The organism is Aeromonas sp. s11, from assembly GCF_040907945.1.
GTDB classification, from domain to species: domain Bacteria; phylum Pseudomonadota; class Gammaproteobacteria; order Enterobacterales; family Aeromonadaceae; genus Aeromonas; species Aeromonas veronii.
Genome location: NZ_JBFOCU010000031.1, coordinates 12,705 through 27,738, shown reverse-complemented (window position 1 = coordinate 27,738; position 15,034 = coordinate 12,705). Strand labels below are relative to the sequence as shown.

The window sequence follows — 15,034 nt, the reverse complement described above, 5'->3', positions numbered from 1 at the left end:
TGTGGTAACAATTTGCAGGCGATGGTGGTGGTAACGGAATGGGAGCAGTCATGCAGCCACATGGGCAATTCGACATGGAGCGCAGGGGCCAGATGCTGATCTGCCGCCCGAGTGGCCCCTTCAATCTGGCAGGTGCCATGGCCTATGAGGCGCGCTTTCGTCACGAACTGGCCGGATTGATGGATGGCCCCTGGGGGATTGTCGAGGTCGCAACCGAGTTTGAAGCGGCCGGGCCCGAGGTGCTGGCCCGTTTTCGTCGCCAGTTTGGCTGGTGTGCCGAGAGTGGCTGTCAGTTTCTGGCGGTGGTTTTCGTAGGGGGCTTCAAGCGCTATCTGGCGGATAACATCTTCAAGGGATTGCCCTTTCGGGCGGTACGTTACTTTGAACAGGAGGCTGCGGCCATCCAGTGGCTGGGAGAGCAGCTCAGCACCGCTCCCTGTGAACCTGCGAGCGTTTGACGACCCCGCATTCTGGTTGGCTCGGGTTTACTCCAGCTTGATAAACCACTTGTCCCGCTCGTCAACGCAGTCGGGTTCACCCATTTCGAATTCACGGCAGATCAGCGGCCGCACCTCGTAGATACGGCACATCATGGTGTTGCGGTCGAGGGCGGCGCACCAGCCATCGTCCAGCCGGCGCATGACCGGTATCTCGCCATCCCGTTCCAGTACATAACGGTCCGGCACGCCGGTATCGGTAAAGAGCATCACTTCGAGGCGGCAGCAGCAGGCTTCGCAGTTCTGGCAGCTCACATCGGTTTGGATTGCTTGGGTCATGGTGCCTGTCTTGCCGCATGGCGGCATCGGAGATATGAAACAGGCGCCTGTCAGGCGCCTGTGGTCTGGCTAACGGCTTGCAAAAAACCTTAGCCCAGTTTGCGGGCGCGGTAGCTGCGACCCTTGATCTTGCCTTCCTGCAACCGCTTGAGGGCGGCGCTCGCCACGCTGCGCTTCACGGCGACGTAGGAGTACTGCTCGGAGATCTGGATCTTGCCCACGTCGGCGCCGGCAATGCCGCCTTCACCGGTCAGGGCGCCCAGAATGTCACCGGCCCGCACCTTGGTCTTGCGGCCTGCATCGATGGAGAGGGTCACCATCTGCGGGGCGATCGGCTTGATGTCGCGGCCGATGCTGTCGAGATCACCCAGCGGCATCGGAGCCTGCTGGTACTCTTCGATAAAGTTGACGCGCTGGGCCTCGTTCGGCTGATAGAGGCTCAGGGCCAGACCTTGCTGGCCGGCACGACCGGTACGGCCGATGCGGTGCACGTGCACTTCCGGATCATAGGTCAGCTCGTAGTTGATGACGGCGCCCAGCTCCTTGATGTCGAGACCGCGGGCCGCCACATCGGTGGCCACCAGAATAGTGGCGCTGCCGTTGGCAAAGCGCACCAGCACCTGATCCCGCTCGCGCTGTTCCAGATCGCCATTCAGCGCCAGCGCCGAGAAGCCCTTGGCGGCCAGATGGTCGGCCACGTCGTTACAGGCGCGCTTGGTGTTGCAGAACACCACGCAGGAGCTTGGCTGGTAGTGGCTCAGCAGCCAGGTGAGGGCGTCGAGGCGCTGACCGGCAGGCACTTCGTAGAGCTTCTGTTCGATGGCGCTCCCCTCGTGCAGAGACTCCACGCTCACCTCGACCGGATTGCGCTGCACGCCGCGGCTCATCTGGGCGATCCCTTCCGGATAGGTGGCAGAGAAGAGCAGGGTCTGGCGCTGCTGGGGGGCATAGCTGATGACCCGGTTGATATCTTCGCCAAAGCCCATGTCCAGCATGCGATCCGCTTCATCCAGCACCAGCGTCTTGAGGCCGGATAGCTCCAGCGTGCCTTGCTCCAGATGCTTGAGAATACGACCCGGGGTGCCGACGGCGATGTGGGCACCAAAGCTCAGGGTGGCGGACTGCGGTGCGGTCGGGGTGCCGCCGCACAGGGTGACCAGCTTGACGTTGGGCAGGGCGCGCGCCAGACGGCGGATCTCGGTGGCCACCTGATCCGCCAGTTCGCGGGTCGGACAGAGCACCAGCGCCTGCACTTCGAGGCGGTTGACGTTAAGCTTGGCCAGCAGGCCGAGGCCGAAGGCGGCGGTCTTGCCGCTGCCGGTTTTTGCCTTGGCAATCAGGTCTTTGCCATCGAGCACCAAGGGCAGGCTCTGGGCCTGGATCGGGGTCATCTGCAGGTAACCCAGGCTGGTGAGGTTCTCTTGCAGGGCGGGGGAGAGATTGAGGCTGCTAAATTCGCTGTTGTTCACAAAAGGACTCTATTTCGGAGAAAACGGGGATGCGCGAGCGCTAAGGCCGCGCATCATACCAGAATGTGGCACCGGATGTGGCGGATTTTTGAACGGCTGGTCACGAGGGGCCATGAAAGGTTCATTTGTTGCCAAACCGATCGCGGGCGAGCACTGACAATGAAATAAGGACTATTTTTCAAACACTCATCTAATTATTTATCGAGGATAAACGTTTTCTATTTTCGGTGTTTTAATATAATGATTGGGAAATATTCCACGAACAGTTACTGCGCCACAGGGAATGTTGCGAAAATGCTGATGAAATATTTTCAAAGAACATGAAAATGGCGCCAATCTTACTCAGTATGTTGTTTTTAAAAGAATTTATATTTCCATGTTGCGCGATTAATATCAGTTCATTGCACAATTAATTTAAAAACGTTTGTATTATCCTGCCTCCATAATATTGCGCGGGATTGTGATGGCTATCTGATTTTTAAATGTGCAAATGTCTATGATGGCGCCGGTCAAAAATTACAATTTACTCAGGTGCTACAGGTATGGAATACGTTCACTTTGTGCTCGGACTGGTGATGGTCCTTGCTCTCTCTCTGCTGGCGAACCGCCACAACTGGAAACAGATCAAGCTGCGTTATATCGGCCAACTGCTGGTGGTCGAACTGGCGCTGGCCTGGTTCATGCTGAACTCTGAAGTGGGTCTGGCGGTGGTGGGTGGCTTTGCGGCCGGCTTCACCAAGTTGATGGAGTTTGCCAAACAGGGTACCGATTTCGTGTTCGGTGGTCTGGTCAACGAAGGGGCCTTCTCCTTCTTCCTGATGGTGCTGATGCCCATCGTCTTCATCTCCGTGCTGATCGGTATTCTGCAGTACATCCGCCTGCTGCCGCTGGTGATCCGCGGTATCGGTACCGTGCTGGCCAAGATCAACGGCATGGGCAAGCTGGAGTCTTTCAACGCCATCAGCTCGATGATCGTCGGCCAATCCGAGAACTTCATCGCCCTCAAGAACATCCTGCCGCACCTGAACGAGAAGCAGATGTACACCCTGGCTGCGACTGCCATGTCTACCGTCTCCATGTCCATCGTCGGTGCCTACATGCAGCTGATCGAGCCGCGCTACGTGGTTGCCGCGCTGGTGCTCAACATGTTCAGTACCTTCGTCGTGCTCTCGCTGATCAACCCCTACGAGCCGGATAACTCCGTGACCGACATCAAGGCCATTGCCGAAGGTGACGAGCACCACACCCCGAAGAAAGAGAACTTCTTCGAGATGCTGGGCGAGTACATCATGGCCGGTTTCACCGTTGCCGTGATCGTGGGTGCCATGCTGGTGGGCTTCATCGCCCTGATTGCCCTGATCAACTATCTGTTCGAGATGGCATTTGGCGTGAACTTCCAGTTCGTCATGGGCTACCTCTTCTACCCGATCGCCTGGATCCTGGGCATCCCGAGTGGTGAAGCGCTGCAAGCGGGCTCCATCATGGCGACCAAGCTGGTAACCAACGAGTTCGTGGCGATGATGGATCTGGGCAAGGTGGCTGCCGAGCTCTCTCCGCGCACCGTCGGCATCCTCTCCATCTTCATGGTCTCTTTCGCCAACTTCAGCTCCATCGGTATCATCGCCGGTGCGGTAAAAGCGCTGAACGAAGAGAAGGGCAACATGGTTTCCCGCTTCGGTCTGAAGCTGGTCTACGGTTCTACCCTGGTCAGCCTGCTCTCTGCTGTTATCGCAGGCATCATGATCTGATCCTCTGGCGGCACCCGCCACGGTTTGAGCCCCTGACCTCGTCAGGGGCTTTTTCGTTTCTGGCCTACAGGCGCCAGCCGCACCACCAGCCGGCAACCAGCAGGGTGAGGGTGCAAAAGCCGGTTTCGATGGCGCCGCCACTGCGCAGCGGCCAGCCCGGCAGGCGGTAACGGCGCTTGATGGGCCAGAAGAGCGGAATGCCCGCCGGGGTGAGCCAGTCCCCCAGCAGATGGCTGAGGTAGCCGACGATAAGCGCATCCTTGACCCCCATGGGCAGGGTGCCCGGCGGCAGGCTCTGGTTCAGCCCCCAGACAGCGGCGGCGACTGCCAGCAGACTGTGGGTGAAGCCGCGATGGCCGAACAGCCGCGACAGAGGTTTCGAGAGCCACGGCAGGCGCTGCCCCAGCACCGATTTGGGGTGGTCGAGGTCGGGCAACAGGGCGCTGGCCAGCGCAGCAGGGATGGTCTGCCACAGGCTGGTATCGGCCAGCGCCGGAGTGAGCTGCAGTTTATGGGCGATCAGGGTGCAGGTAACGGAGAAGAGCAGGTGCCCTTGGGCGGTCATGATGATTACGGCGTGGACAAGATGGCGGCGCATCTTACCAGCCTGACGGTTGTGGTCAGCTCTTATTTTAAAAATCAGGATGTTACGGCGAAAAAGCGCCCAAGCAGGGCGCCTTTAGGGTCTCTTTACAGCTTGCCTTTGACCAGCCACTTGTCGAGGGCGTTGGCGAAGCGCTGTTTGTCAGCGGCATTGAAGGGGGCCGGGCCGCCGGTCTGCACGCCGGCCGAGCGAAGCTCTTCCATAAAGTTGCGCATGCCGAGCCGTGCCTTGATGGTTTCGCGGGTGTAGATCTCGCCGCGGGGGTTGAGCGCCTCGCCACCGGCATCGATCACCCAGGAGGCGAGGGGAATATCACCGGTGATCACCAGATCGCCGGGCTGAACCTGCTGGGCGATGACATGATCTGCCACATCGAATCCCTTCTCCACCTGCTGGGTTTTGATGAAGGGCGAGGGGGGCACCCGCAACCCCTGATTGGCCACCAGGGTGGTGACGACCTGGGCGCGGTGGGCGGCGCGGTAGAGGATCTCCTTGACCGGAATGGGGCAGGCATCGGCATCAACCCAGATGGGCATGGCATGGTTTCCTGTAGTGAAAGCGGATGGAAAACGAGAGCGGGCATGTTAACACAGGCCTCCCCTTCCCGGCGCGGGGCTGAGTCGGCCCAGCCTTTGGTGTAAGCTGGGGCCTGCACATGAAACGAGAAGGAGACGAGATGGATCGGGTGCCCGGTGAAGTGATTTATGCCCTGACCCTGGATGGCAAGGGTGGCATGGCGCCGCTGACGGCGGGAAGCGAAGTCCCGGCGGCACATCCCGGCTGGCTGCATCTGGATTACGGCAATCCCGATTCGGCGCGCTGGCTGTTGCAGACCCCCTTGCTCAGCGAGGCGGCCAGGGAGTCGCTGCTCGGCCAGAGCAATCGTCCCAAGCTGGTGCGGATGGGGGAGACGGTGCTGCTGATCCTGCGTGGCATCAACCACAACAAGGATCACAGGCCCGAAGAGATGGTGGCGCTGCGCATCTTCATCACCCCGGATCTCATCATCAGCAGCCGTCGTCGTCCGCTGCTCTCCGAGCAGGATGTGTTCAACCAGCTCAAGCTGGGGGGGGGCGCCGATACCCCGGCCGACTGGCTGGTGGAGATCTGCGATGCCCTGACCGATCGGGCGGGGGAGTTTGTCGAGGAGCTGCACGACAAGATCCTCGATCTGGAGGAGATGGTGCTGATGCGCGACATGCCCGCCAATGGCCGGCTGGCGCTGATCCGCAAGCAGCTCATCATGATCCGCCGCTACCTCTCGCCGCAGCGGGATCTGGTGGCGCGCCTTGCCAACGAGAAGATCAGCTGGCTGGATGAGGATGACCGCCGTCGTCTGCTCGATATCGCCGATCGACTGCGGCGCTGGCTCGATGACCTCGATGCCGGGGTGGCTCGCACCGCCGTGCTGGCAGACGAGATCAACAATCTGATGGCGGAGGCGACCAACCGCCGCGCCTACCAGATGTCGGTGATGGCGCTGCTCTTTTTGCCCGCCAGCTTCCTGACCGGCCTGTTTGGCATCAACCTTGGCGGTATCCCCGGGGCCGAGAATCCGACTGCCTTCTGGGTCTTCTGTGGTTCGCTGGTGGCGCTGGCCAGCGGGCTGGCTATCTGGCTCAAGCATCGGCGCTGGTGGTAAGGAGGCATAACCCATGTGGCAATCAATTGGCCTGACCCTGCTGCTGTTGCTGGGGCATACCCTGATCCGGCGGCTGATTCACAAGAGCCTGCTGGCGCTCGGCCAGAGCAGGCAGGTGAGCGAGAACCGGGTGCTCTACGTGGCCCATGTGTTCCACTTCCTGCTCGGCTGCGCCACCTTGCTGGTGCTGGCCGGGGTGTGGGGGCTCGACTTCTCCCGACTGGTGGTGCTCGCGTCCTCCTTCTTTGCGGTATTGGGGGTCGCCATGGTCGCCCAGTGGTCGATCCTCTCCAACATCACCGCCAGCATCACCATCTTCTTCGCCTTCCCCTACAAGATTGGCGACCGGATCCGCATCCTCGACAAGGATGATTCGGTCACCGGCGTCATCACCGAAATTGGCCTGTTCTACGTGCGGGTGCGCGATGACAACGGCGATCTGGTCACCTATCCGGCCAACTTGATCCTGCAAAAGCCGGTCAGAAAGCTGGAGGGCAAGGTGGTGGAACCACTGCAACCGGAATAGAAAGCAACCGGAATAACAAAAGGCTCCCTCGGGAGCCTTTTAGTGTGCGGTGGGTGGCGCTAGCGTTCGAAGAAGCGGTAGAGGTGCTCCACCTGAACCGGGCAGTCGGCCACCTGATGCAGATGTTCGCGGGCCTGCTCGACGGTGCCGAAACTGACCGGGCAGCCGAGGGTGTCGGTCAGCTCGTAGAGGGCGCCATCCTTGCCTCTGAATTCGATGAGCCAGCCGGGAATAGCCACATCGTGGAGTATTTCAGCCTCTTGCAGGATCTGTTGCTGATAGAGCTTACGAAGTTCACTGACTGTCATGATGCTCTCCTGTGGGGAATATCCAGCTCCAGTCTATGCCTGCCCTTTATGTGCGGCAACAATGGTGCGGCAACGGGATCATCCCCGCAGGACCTCCCATGCCCAGCGGATGCGGACAAAAGTCTCGGCATTGCCGCCCCGATCCGGATGGTGCTGCAGTGCCAGCTCCCGCCAGCGGCGGCGGATTGCCTCCTGACTCGCCCCTTCATTCAGATCAAACAGTGCCAGCGCCTCGGCTTTGTGCCCCTCACCGTCATAAGCGCGCCAGAAGCGGTTGAGCAGGGCCTCAACTTCGGCACGGTCGGTCTGCCAGAACACCTGCCAGTCGAGATAGTAGCTACGCAGATTTTCGCTAACGGCAAAGCCGTGGTTGGCCTCCTGGTTCCCGGCCAGCGGTTCGAGCCGGATATCCAGGGTGCTGATCACCAGCCACCATCCCTCTTGCCAGAGCTCGGCCTGCAACTGGTAGAGGGCGTTCATGATCAGGAAGTTGACCCGAAACAGCTGCAGCTGCTCATCGTCGGCCAGTACCGGAATTGCCCCCTGCTGGCGCAGAGCAGCCATCAGTTCATGCACCTTGTAGCTGCCCGCCGCCTGTTGCAGCAGCACCAGCAGAGGGGCGATCAGCGGATTGTGGTTGGCTTCGTTCATTCGGCGCCCTGCTCTCTGGGCGGCTGCAGGGCGATCAGCAGCTCACCCGCCTGCGGGGTGACGGGGCCGGTAACGATCTGGGGCTTGCCCTTGCCATCCATGATGAAGAGCGGGATGGCGCCGGGATTGGCGGTTTGATACTGGGCCCAGTCGAACGCCTCGCTCAGGCGGGTCGCCTTGATCTGGCCACCCCGGCTCAGCAGGCCGCTCAGCCTGGCATAGTTGATGTCGGGGCCGAACAGGTTCTGGCGAGCGCGAAAGGTGGCGCTCTCCCGGTTGGCCTTGCCGTGCTGCTCGCTGGAGCGCAGGGAGTAGACCTGCTCCTCGCCGTAGAGGTGGGCAAAGTGCAGTACCCCGAGGGCGTTGTTGTGGCGGTTGGGGGAGAGCGCCAGCACGGTACTGATGCTGGTGAGCGGCAGGTGCAGCTCGGCATGTTCCGACTGGGGGTTGCCGAAGTAGCAGGCCAGGTTGCTCATCCGCGCCTGTTTGCAGAACTCCCAGGCGGGATCGCAGAGCTGTACCGGCACCTCCTGATCCGCCAGCGCCCGGCCTATGGCCCGCGCCACCGAGTTGGCCCCTATGATGAGCCAGGTGTTGGGGGCGCTCTGGCGCATCTTGAGCAGGCTTGCCAGCGGTGCCGAGGTGAGACTCTGCAACACCACGGTGGAGATGATCACCGCAAACACCAGTGGCACCAGCTTGTCGGCATCGGGGATCTCGGCCTGATGCAGGCTGATGGCAAACGAGGCGCTGACCGCTGCCGCGACTATGCCGCGCGGGGCGATCCAGCTCAGCAGGGCGCGAGCTCGCCAGGAGAGATCCGAGCCCCAGGTCGAGACCAGAATACAGAGCGGACGAGCTACGAATTGCACCACGCAGAGCAGCGCCAGCACCATGGGGCCGAGCTGCCAGAGCTGGGCCAGATCGAGGCGGGCCGCCAGCAGGATAAACAGGCTGGAGATAAGGATGACCGCGAGATCCTCCTTGAACGCCAGCACCTCCTCCAGATCCAGCCCCTCCTGATTGGCGAGCCAGATGCCGAACACGGTCACTGCCAGCAGGCCCGATTCGTGGCTGAGCCAGTTGGAGAGGCTGAAGGTGACCAGCACCAGCGCCAGCACCCCGAACTTGTGCAGGCTGACCGGTAGCCAGTCCTTGCGAATGAGCAGGGTGGTGAGCCAGCCTGCCGCCACCCCGATCAGGGAACCGACCAGCACTGTCTTGCCCAGCGCCAGCAGGGTATGGCTGATGAGATCCCCCTGACTGCCGAGGCGTACCGCCTCGAACACCAGCACCGCAAACAGGGCACCGATGGGGTCGATGACGATCCCCTCCCAGCGCAGGATGCGGTCCACCTCCCGGGTGGGGCGGATCACGTTGAGCATGGGAGCGATCACCGTTGGGCCCGTTACCACCAGTACCGCGCCGAGCATGGTGGCGACCCGCCAGTCCAGCCCCAGCAGGAAGTAACCGGCGCTGCCGATGACGGCGAAACTGACCAGCATGCCGGTGGAGCAGAGATTGCGCACCACCTTGCCGATCCCCTTGAGCTCGGCCAGATGGAGGGTCAGTGCCCCCTCGAACAGGATGATGGCCACCGACAGAGAGACCAGCGGAAACAGCAGCTCCCCGAGCAGGGCATCGGGGTCGAGCAGGCCGCTGACCGGGCCCAGAGTCAGGCCGGTGAGCAGCAGAAACAGGATGGCGGGCACCCGCAGCGACCAGGCAAGCCATTGGGCCAGCACGGAGACCAGGGCGATCCCGGCCAGAGAGAGGGCAATCATGCAGACCTCGATTCAGGCAGTGAGTATGGAGCTAGTGTAGTGGCTAAGTTGGTCAGATTGACACCCAAAGGAGCGTGCGTCATGGCCGGGATGGGGAGATGTGCGACAGTCGGCGTCATGGTGGCTGGCGGTGGTGTGCAGGGCGCCAGCCAGACGCCAACCGTGGTGATGGGGTGGCCTCGGGGCCGGATTAGATGGGACTCTCCTTGTGGAGCTCGCCGACACAGTCGGCCAGCGCCAGTACCAGTGCGGAGCGCACCATCTGATCGAGCCGGTTGAGCTGCATCTGGTAGAAGGCCCAATCCTCTTCGCTGGCGGGGGGCTCCAGCTTCATCATGCCGCCCTGATTGACCCCGTGCAGGCGGTCGAGCAGGTCGCGGATCGGCTTGTCGCTGAAGCGGTAATCCTTGGGGTCGCGCACCAGAAAGTCGCGGATCTTGAGATAGGCTTCCAGATCCTGATAGCGCTCGAGTGAGATGAGGCCGAGGGCGAAGATGAGCTTGAGGCGCACCTCCAGCTGGCCGAGGGGGCCGCTCTGGTTGAGCAGGGGTTCGATGGCGTATTTGACGGCATACTCCTCCTGACGGAACGCGCGTCGCATCAGGGAGTCGACCGCCTCTTCCAGGATGGTCACGGCTTCGAGAAAGAAGCCGCGGGGGCCATCCTGCTCGTTCAGTCGTTCCAGTACTTCATCTTCCTGGTGTGTGGTCATAGGTGCGTTGGGTCCAGCTGACAGGGAGAGAGTGGGCCTCTCTCCCGGTTTTTATCATATGGGGCACATTCCCTTGCCATTCAAGCGCTTGGCGCGCTATCAGTGGTGGCTGAATGCGCCGCAAGCAGGGTCATTACAGGGTTTCGTAACGGGCGACGATGGCGCGAACCACTTCGCTCTCTTCATCCAGTCCGGTGACGCGGGCCAGCGCTTTGGCCGGGCCAAGCTCCGCCAGCAGGGCTTGCAACTCCACTGCCTGCGGGTCATCGGCATTGCGATAGTGGAGCGCCGCGGCGATCCCTTCCTGCAACTGCTCGTTGGGCAGGCCGTACTCCAGGGTGCCGAGCAGCGGCTTCACCAGCCTGTCCCCCGCCGCCAGCTTGCGCAGCGGCTGGCGACCGACCCGGTCAATCTCGTCCACCAGATAGGGGTTGGCGAAGCGGGCCAGGATCTTCTCGATGTAGGCGGCGTGCAGGCGCGGGTCGAAGCCGTAGCGCTTGACCAGCACGGCCCCGCTCTCTTCCATGGCGCGGCGCACCTTGCTGCGGATCACCGGATCCTCGATCGCCTCGCGCACGGTGTGATAGCCCCTGAGCTTGCCCAGGTAGGCGGTGACGATATGACCCGTGTTGAGGGTGAACAGCTTGCGCTCGACGAAGGCCATCAGGTTGTCGGTGGTCTCCATGCCCGCCACCTGGGGCAGCTCCCCCTTGAACTGGGTCTTGTCGACGATCCACTCGCTGAAGCTCTCCACCGTCACCTCCAGCGGGTCGTCGTTTGCCGCTGCCGTGGGCGGGACGATGCGGTCCACCGCCGAGTCGACAAAGCCGACGCACTGCTCGAGGGTGGCATGATACGCGACCGGCAGGTACTTGAGTACCTCCTCCTTGAGGTGGCTGGTGCCGCGTACCATGTTCTCGCAGGCGATGATGTTGAGCGGCGTCAGGTTGCCGGCATCGAAGCGGGCCTGCAGCCCCTTGGCCAGGGTGCTGGCTATCTTGTCCAGGATGTTGGGGCCGACCGCCGTGGTCACCAGATCGGCGGTGATGATGCGGGCGATCACCTCGTGGCCGGCGGAGCTGACGGCGGCGACGTTGCGCACCACGTCCAGCTTCTGATCCGTGCCCACCACGTGCACCTTGTACTCCTGCCGGTGGTTGAGCTGATCGATCAGGGTCTCGTTGACGTCGGCGAAGGTGACCTGGTGGCTGGCGTCAGCCAGCAGTTTGCCGATGAAGCCACGACCGATATTGCCGGCACCAAAATGCAATGTTTTCATGATATTAACCTCTATAACCAAAGACGATGAAGGATGTTCAGGCGGCCTGCTCGGCGCCCAGCAAGTCCAGGAACTCCTGGGGATCCTGGGTGCTGGCCAGCCGGTCGATGAGACCGGGCTCATCCAGTGCATTGGTCAGTCGGGTTATTACCTGAATGTGTTCGTCATTGCGGGCGGCGATGCCGATCACCAGGCGTGCGACCTCGTCCGCCGCCTCGCCGAACGGCACGCCGGCCGGATACTGGCAGATGACGATGCCGGTGCGCTTGACGTGCTCCTTGGCGGCGATGGTGCCGTGGGGCACGGCGATGGACTCGCCGAGGTAGGTGGAGACCAGTTTCTCCCGTTCCAGCATGGCGTTGACGTAGTCCGGTGCCACATAGCCCCGCTCGGCCAGCAGTTTGCCGGCGGTGAGGATGGCGGCTTCCTTGTTGTCGGCCTTGAGGCCCAGGTGGACGTCCTGCAGGCTCAGGGTGAAGACTTCCGGCTCCTGCTGTTCGTAGCTGTCATCGTTGGCCGCCACCAGCAGCTGCGGGTTGGCCACGTCATCGTTGGCCGCATTGGCCATGCTGAGGTTCATCACCAGCTCCTGGTAGAGCTCGTTGTCCAGGAAGTTGCTCAAGGAGATGTGCTGGGCGTGCGGCGCATGGCGACGGGCGCGGTCGGTCAGATCCTTGTGGGTGATGACCAGATCGACCTGATCGTCCAGGTTGTTGATGGCACGGTTGGTGACGCTGATGTTGAGGCCGGCGGCCTGCACCCGCTTGCGAAGCATGCCGGCACCCATGGCGCTGGAGCCCATGCCGGCGTCGCAGGCGACCACGATGTTGCGCACTGCGGTCAGCTCGGCACCCGGCTTCTTGGCCGCTGTGGTCTCGGGTCTGGCCCCCTTCATGGCTTTCATCTTGCGAGTGGCTTCATCCAGGGCATCGGCCTCGTCGGCTTCCGGCTGCTGGGCGCGAACGAACACGGAGGCGACCAGGAAGGAGACGGTGGCAGAGGCGATGATGGAGAGCAGCACCCCGATCAGGGAGGCTTTCGGCGTCATCAGCAGCACGGCGAAGATGGATCCCGGGGAGGCGGGGGAGACCAGACCCGCGTTGAACAGGGTCAGGGTGAAGACCCCGGTCATGCCGCCGGCGATCACCGCCAGGATGAGGCGCGGATTCATCAGCACGTACGGGAAGTAGATCTCGTGGATGCCGCCGAAGAAGTGGATGATGGAGGCACCCGCCGCGGATTGCTTGGCATTGCCACGGCCGAACACAATGTAGGCCAGCAGCACGCCCAGACCCGGGCCCGGGTTGGCTTCAATCAGGAAGAAGATGGAGCGGCCCTGTTCGGTGGCCTGCTGGATCCCCAGCGGCGAGAAGATGCCGTGGTTGATGGCATTGTTCAGGAACAGGATCTTGGCCGGCTCGACGAAGATGGAGGTGAGCGGCAGCAAACCGTGGGCGACCAGGAAGTCGACGCCACCGGCCAGGGCACCGGAGAGCACCTTGACGAAGGGACCGATGACGAAGAAGGCGAGGATGGCACACAGCATGCCGATGATGCCGGCGGAGAAGTTGTTGACCAGCATCTCGAAGCCGCTCTTGACGCGACCTTCCATCGCCTGGTCGAAGCGCTTGATGGCCCAGCCACCCAGCGGGCCGACCATCATGGCGCCCATGAACATGGGGATGTCGGTCCCCACGATGACGCCCATGGTCGTGATGGCACCGACCACGGCACCGCGATCACCCCCGATCAGCTTGCCACCGGTATAGCCGATGAGCAGCGGCAGCAGGTAGGTGATCATGGGGCCGACCAGCTTGGCCAAGGTTTCGCTCGGCAGCCAGCCGGTGGGGATGAAGAGGGCGGTAATGAAGCCCCAGGCGATAAAGGCGCCTATGTTGGGCATGACCATATTGGACAGGAAGCGTCCAAAATTCTGTATCTTGACTTTGGTATCCGGTGATAACATGTCGGGACCCCGTTTTAAGCCTGTTTGATTAAAAGTGGTAGTTCGGGATGGCCGGTTTTGCCGAACCTCCATCCCGGTCGTCTAAGCAACTTCAATCTACCAGCTTGCGATCAAATTAGGCTGAAAACGGGGTGTCTTGTGATACAGATCTCAGATACCCAGCGATACCCCCTCCAAAACCAGTGATCCTGATCACGTTCGAGAGCTGTAATTCGGCTACATTTCGATCTTTTCTATTTTTAATGACCATTTTTTGTGATTCAGATCACCAACTCGTCTTTGCCGTGTCTTTGCGTAAAGGTGATTTGCATCACAAATTCAGTTTTTGTATTCGAATGGAGCAAATCACTCAATAACTCATCAGCGGGTGGTGACGATGGATCTATCGAAACACTCCATTGTTTATCAATGAATCAATAAATTTGTAACCCGCTTTCAGTTTTTACGGTTGGTGATGAGGGTTCTTTTGCTGCTGGCTGATGGAGAGTTGAGGAAAAGTGCCGAGGGGGATTGCGCCAATCATGTTTCGGTAGCTTACTTGCCGTGCAGGGCTGATAGCAGATAAAAACAAACCGCCAGCAGGCGGTTTGTCGGTTTTTGCGATCTGAGCCCTGTCGGGGCAGCGGCTTAGTAGAAGCCGGTATCCTCGGAGGATGGGCGGGTCTTGAAGCGGCGATGGAGCCACATGTACTGCTCCGGCGCCTTGCGCACGGCGGCTTCAATCTCGCGGTTGGCGCGGGCGGCATCAACCATGTCATCTCCGCTGGGGTAGTCGGCAAGGGGCGCGCCGATATGCAGGGTGTAACCCTCGCTGGTGCGGATGTTGTAGCAGGGCAGGGTGACGGTGTTCTTCACCCGCGCCAAGGTGGCGGTGCCGGTGATGGTGGCCGCCTGCTCTACCGCGAAGTAGGGCACGAACACGCTGGCGTGGCTGCCGTAGTCGTGATCCGGTGCATACCAGAGGGCGTCGCCGTTGCGCAGCGCCTTGATCATCCCCTTCACATCCATCCGGTCTACCAGATATTTGTTGGAGGCACAGCGCCCGTGGTACTGGGCATACTCCAGCACCGGATTGGTATTGGGGCGATAGACCCCCACGCCGGGGCGCACCAGCCCGAAACAGCGGGCGTTGAGTTCCAGCGTCAGGAAGTGGCAGGAGAGCAGCAGCATGCCCTGACCTTTTTCCATGGCGGCTATGACGTGCTCTTCCCCTTCCACCTTCATCAGGTTGCGCATCCGCCAGTCTGGCCAGAACCAGGCGATCCCCACCTCGAACACGGCGCAGCCCACGCTCTCGAAGTTTGCCTTAAGCAGTTTCTCCCGCTCATCCCGGGTCAGCTCGGGCATCGCCAGCTCCAGATTGCGACGGGCAATCTTGACCCGGGACTTCAATATCCTGGCGGCGAGACGACCGAGCTGACGGCCCAGCCACATCTGGCTACGCCACGGCAGCAGGGTCAGCAGCCAGAGCAGGCCGAGGCCGAACCAGCTGGCCCAGTAACGGGGATGAAACAGGCGGGGCTCCAGGCGGGGAGCGTTGTCGTGGGCCATGGCTAATCTCTTGTTCGC

Annotated in this window: 15 protein-coding genes; 4 read left to right on the top strand and 11 right to left on the bottom strand. The window is 61.3% G+C overall.

What is annotated here, in order from left to right:
* Positions 1–50 precede the first annotated feature (50 nt).
* Complete coding sequence (locus AB5Y84_RS09535) at positions 51–458, top strand: hypothetical protein (protein WP_368176826.1); 408 nt, start codon at positions 51–53, stop codon at positions 456–458.
* A gap of 27 nt (positions 459–485) precedes the next feature.
* On the opposite strand, the gene AB5Y84_RS09530 is transcribed toward AB5Y84_RS09535, so the two are convergent.
* Together AB5Y84_RS09530 and dbpA are read right to left on the bottom strand one after the other, a co-directional pair.
* Positions 486–776, bottom strand: coding sequence for a YkgJ family cysteine cluster protein (locus AB5Y84_RS09530; RefSeq protein ID WP_005335921.1), 291 nt, complete (start codon positions 774–776; stop codon positions 486–488).
* An 89-nt stretch (positions 777–865) separates the two neighbouring features.
* Positions 866–2,245, bottom strand: a complete 1,380-nt coding sequence (gene dbpA, locus AB5Y84_RS09525) for an ATP-dependent RNA helicase DbpA (protein WP_042053613.1) — start codon at positions 2,243–2,245, stop codon at positions 866–868.
* Positions 2,246–2,787: 542 nt separating this feature from the next.
* Between dbpA and AB5Y84_RS09520 the strand changes: the two genes are divergently transcribed.
* Entirely contained in the window at positions 2,788–3,993 is a 1,206-nt protein-coding gene (locus AB5Y84_RS09520) for a NupC/NupG family nucleoside CNT transporter (protein ID WP_005363118.1), read from the top strand.
* A 64-nt stretch (positions 3,994–4,057) separates the two neighbouring features.
* On the opposite strand, the gene AB5Y84_RS09515 is transcribed toward AB5Y84_RS09520, so the two are convergent.
* Positions 4,058–4,558, bottom strand: coding sequence for a metal-dependent hydrolase (locus AB5Y84_RS09515; RefSeq protein WP_368157417.1), 501 nt, complete (start codon positions 4,556–4,558; stop codon positions 4,058–4,060).
* Between the two features lie 125 nt (positions 4,559–4,683).
* Positions 4,684–5,133: a YaiI/YqxD family protein gene (locus AB5Y84_RS09510; protein WP_005335916.1), complete on the bottom strand. Its 450-nt coding sequence runs from the start codon at positions 5,131–5,133 to the stop codon at positions 4,684–4,686.
* A 140-nt stretch (positions 5,134–5,273) separates the two neighbouring features.
* On the opposite strand from AB5Y84_RS09510, the gene zntB reads away from it, so the two are divergent.
* Entirely contained in the window at positions 5,274–6,239 is a 966-nt protein-coding gene (zntB, locus tag AB5Y84_RS09505; protein WP_005341467.1) for a zinc transporter ZntB, read from the top strand.
* 13 nt (positions 6,240–6,252) lie between these two features.
* Entirely contained in the window at positions 6,253–6,765 is a 513-nt protein-coding gene (locus tag AB5Y84_RS09500; protein WP_005335914.1) for a mechanosensitive ion channel domain-containing protein, read from the top strand.
* A 59-nt stretch (positions 6,766–6,824) separates the two neighbouring features.
* Here the strand turns inward: AB5Y84_RS09500 and AB5Y84_RS09495 are convergent, their stop codons facing one another.
* The 7 genes from AB5Y84_RS09495 to lpxL form a co-directional block, all read right to left on the bottom strand.
* Positions 6,825–7,073: a hypothetical protein gene (locus AB5Y84_RS09495; protein WP_005363113.1), complete on the bottom strand. Its 249-nt coding sequence runs from the start codon at positions 7,071–7,073 to the stop codon at positions 6,825–6,827.
* Positions 7,074–7,151: 78 nt separating this feature from the next.
* Entirely contained in the window at positions 7,152–7,724 is a 573-nt protein-coding gene (locus AB5Y84_RS09490; protein ID WP_368176825.1) for a DNA-J related domain-containing protein, read from the bottom strand.
* Complete coding sequence (locus AB5Y84_RS09485) at positions 7,721–9,508, bottom strand: cation:proton antiporter (protein WP_368176824.1); 1,788 nt, start codon at positions 9,506–9,508, stop codon at positions 7,721–7,723. The genes AB5Y84_RS09490 and AB5Y84_RS09485 overlap by 4 nt, the downstream gene beginning before the upstream one ends.
* A 190-nt stretch (positions 9,509–9,698) precedes the next feature.
* Entirely contained in the window at positions 9,699–10,220 is a 522-nt protein-coding gene (locus tag AB5Y84_RS09480) for an MltR family transcriptional regulator (protein WP_005354914.1), read from the bottom strand.
* A 133-nt stretch (positions 10,221–10,353) separates the two neighbouring features.
* The gene (locus AB5Y84_RS09475) at positions 10,354–11,499 is read right to left on the bottom strand and encodes a mannitol-1-phosphate 5-dehydrogenase (protein ID WP_368176823.1); all 1,146 of its coding nucleotides are present in this window, start codon (positions 11,497–11,499) and stop codon (positions 10,354–10,356) included.
* Positions 11,500–11,536: 37 nt separating this feature from the next.
* A complete protein-coding gene (locus tag AB5Y84_RS09470) occupies positions 11,537–13,465 on the bottom strand; it encodes a PTS mannitol transporter subunit IICBA (protein ID WP_043757244.1) in 1,929 nt (642 codons plus the stop codon).
* A 627-nt stretch (positions 13,466–14,092) separates the two neighbouring features.
* Positions 14,093–15,016, bottom strand: a complete 924-nt coding sequence (gene lpxL / locus AB5Y84_RS09465) for an LpxL/LpxP family Kdo(2)-lipid IV(A) lauroyl/palmitoleoyl acyltransferase (protein ID WP_136502368.1) — start codon at positions 15,014–15,016, stop codon at positions 14,093–14,095.
* Between the last annotated feature and the right edge of the window lie 18 nt (positions 15,017–15,034).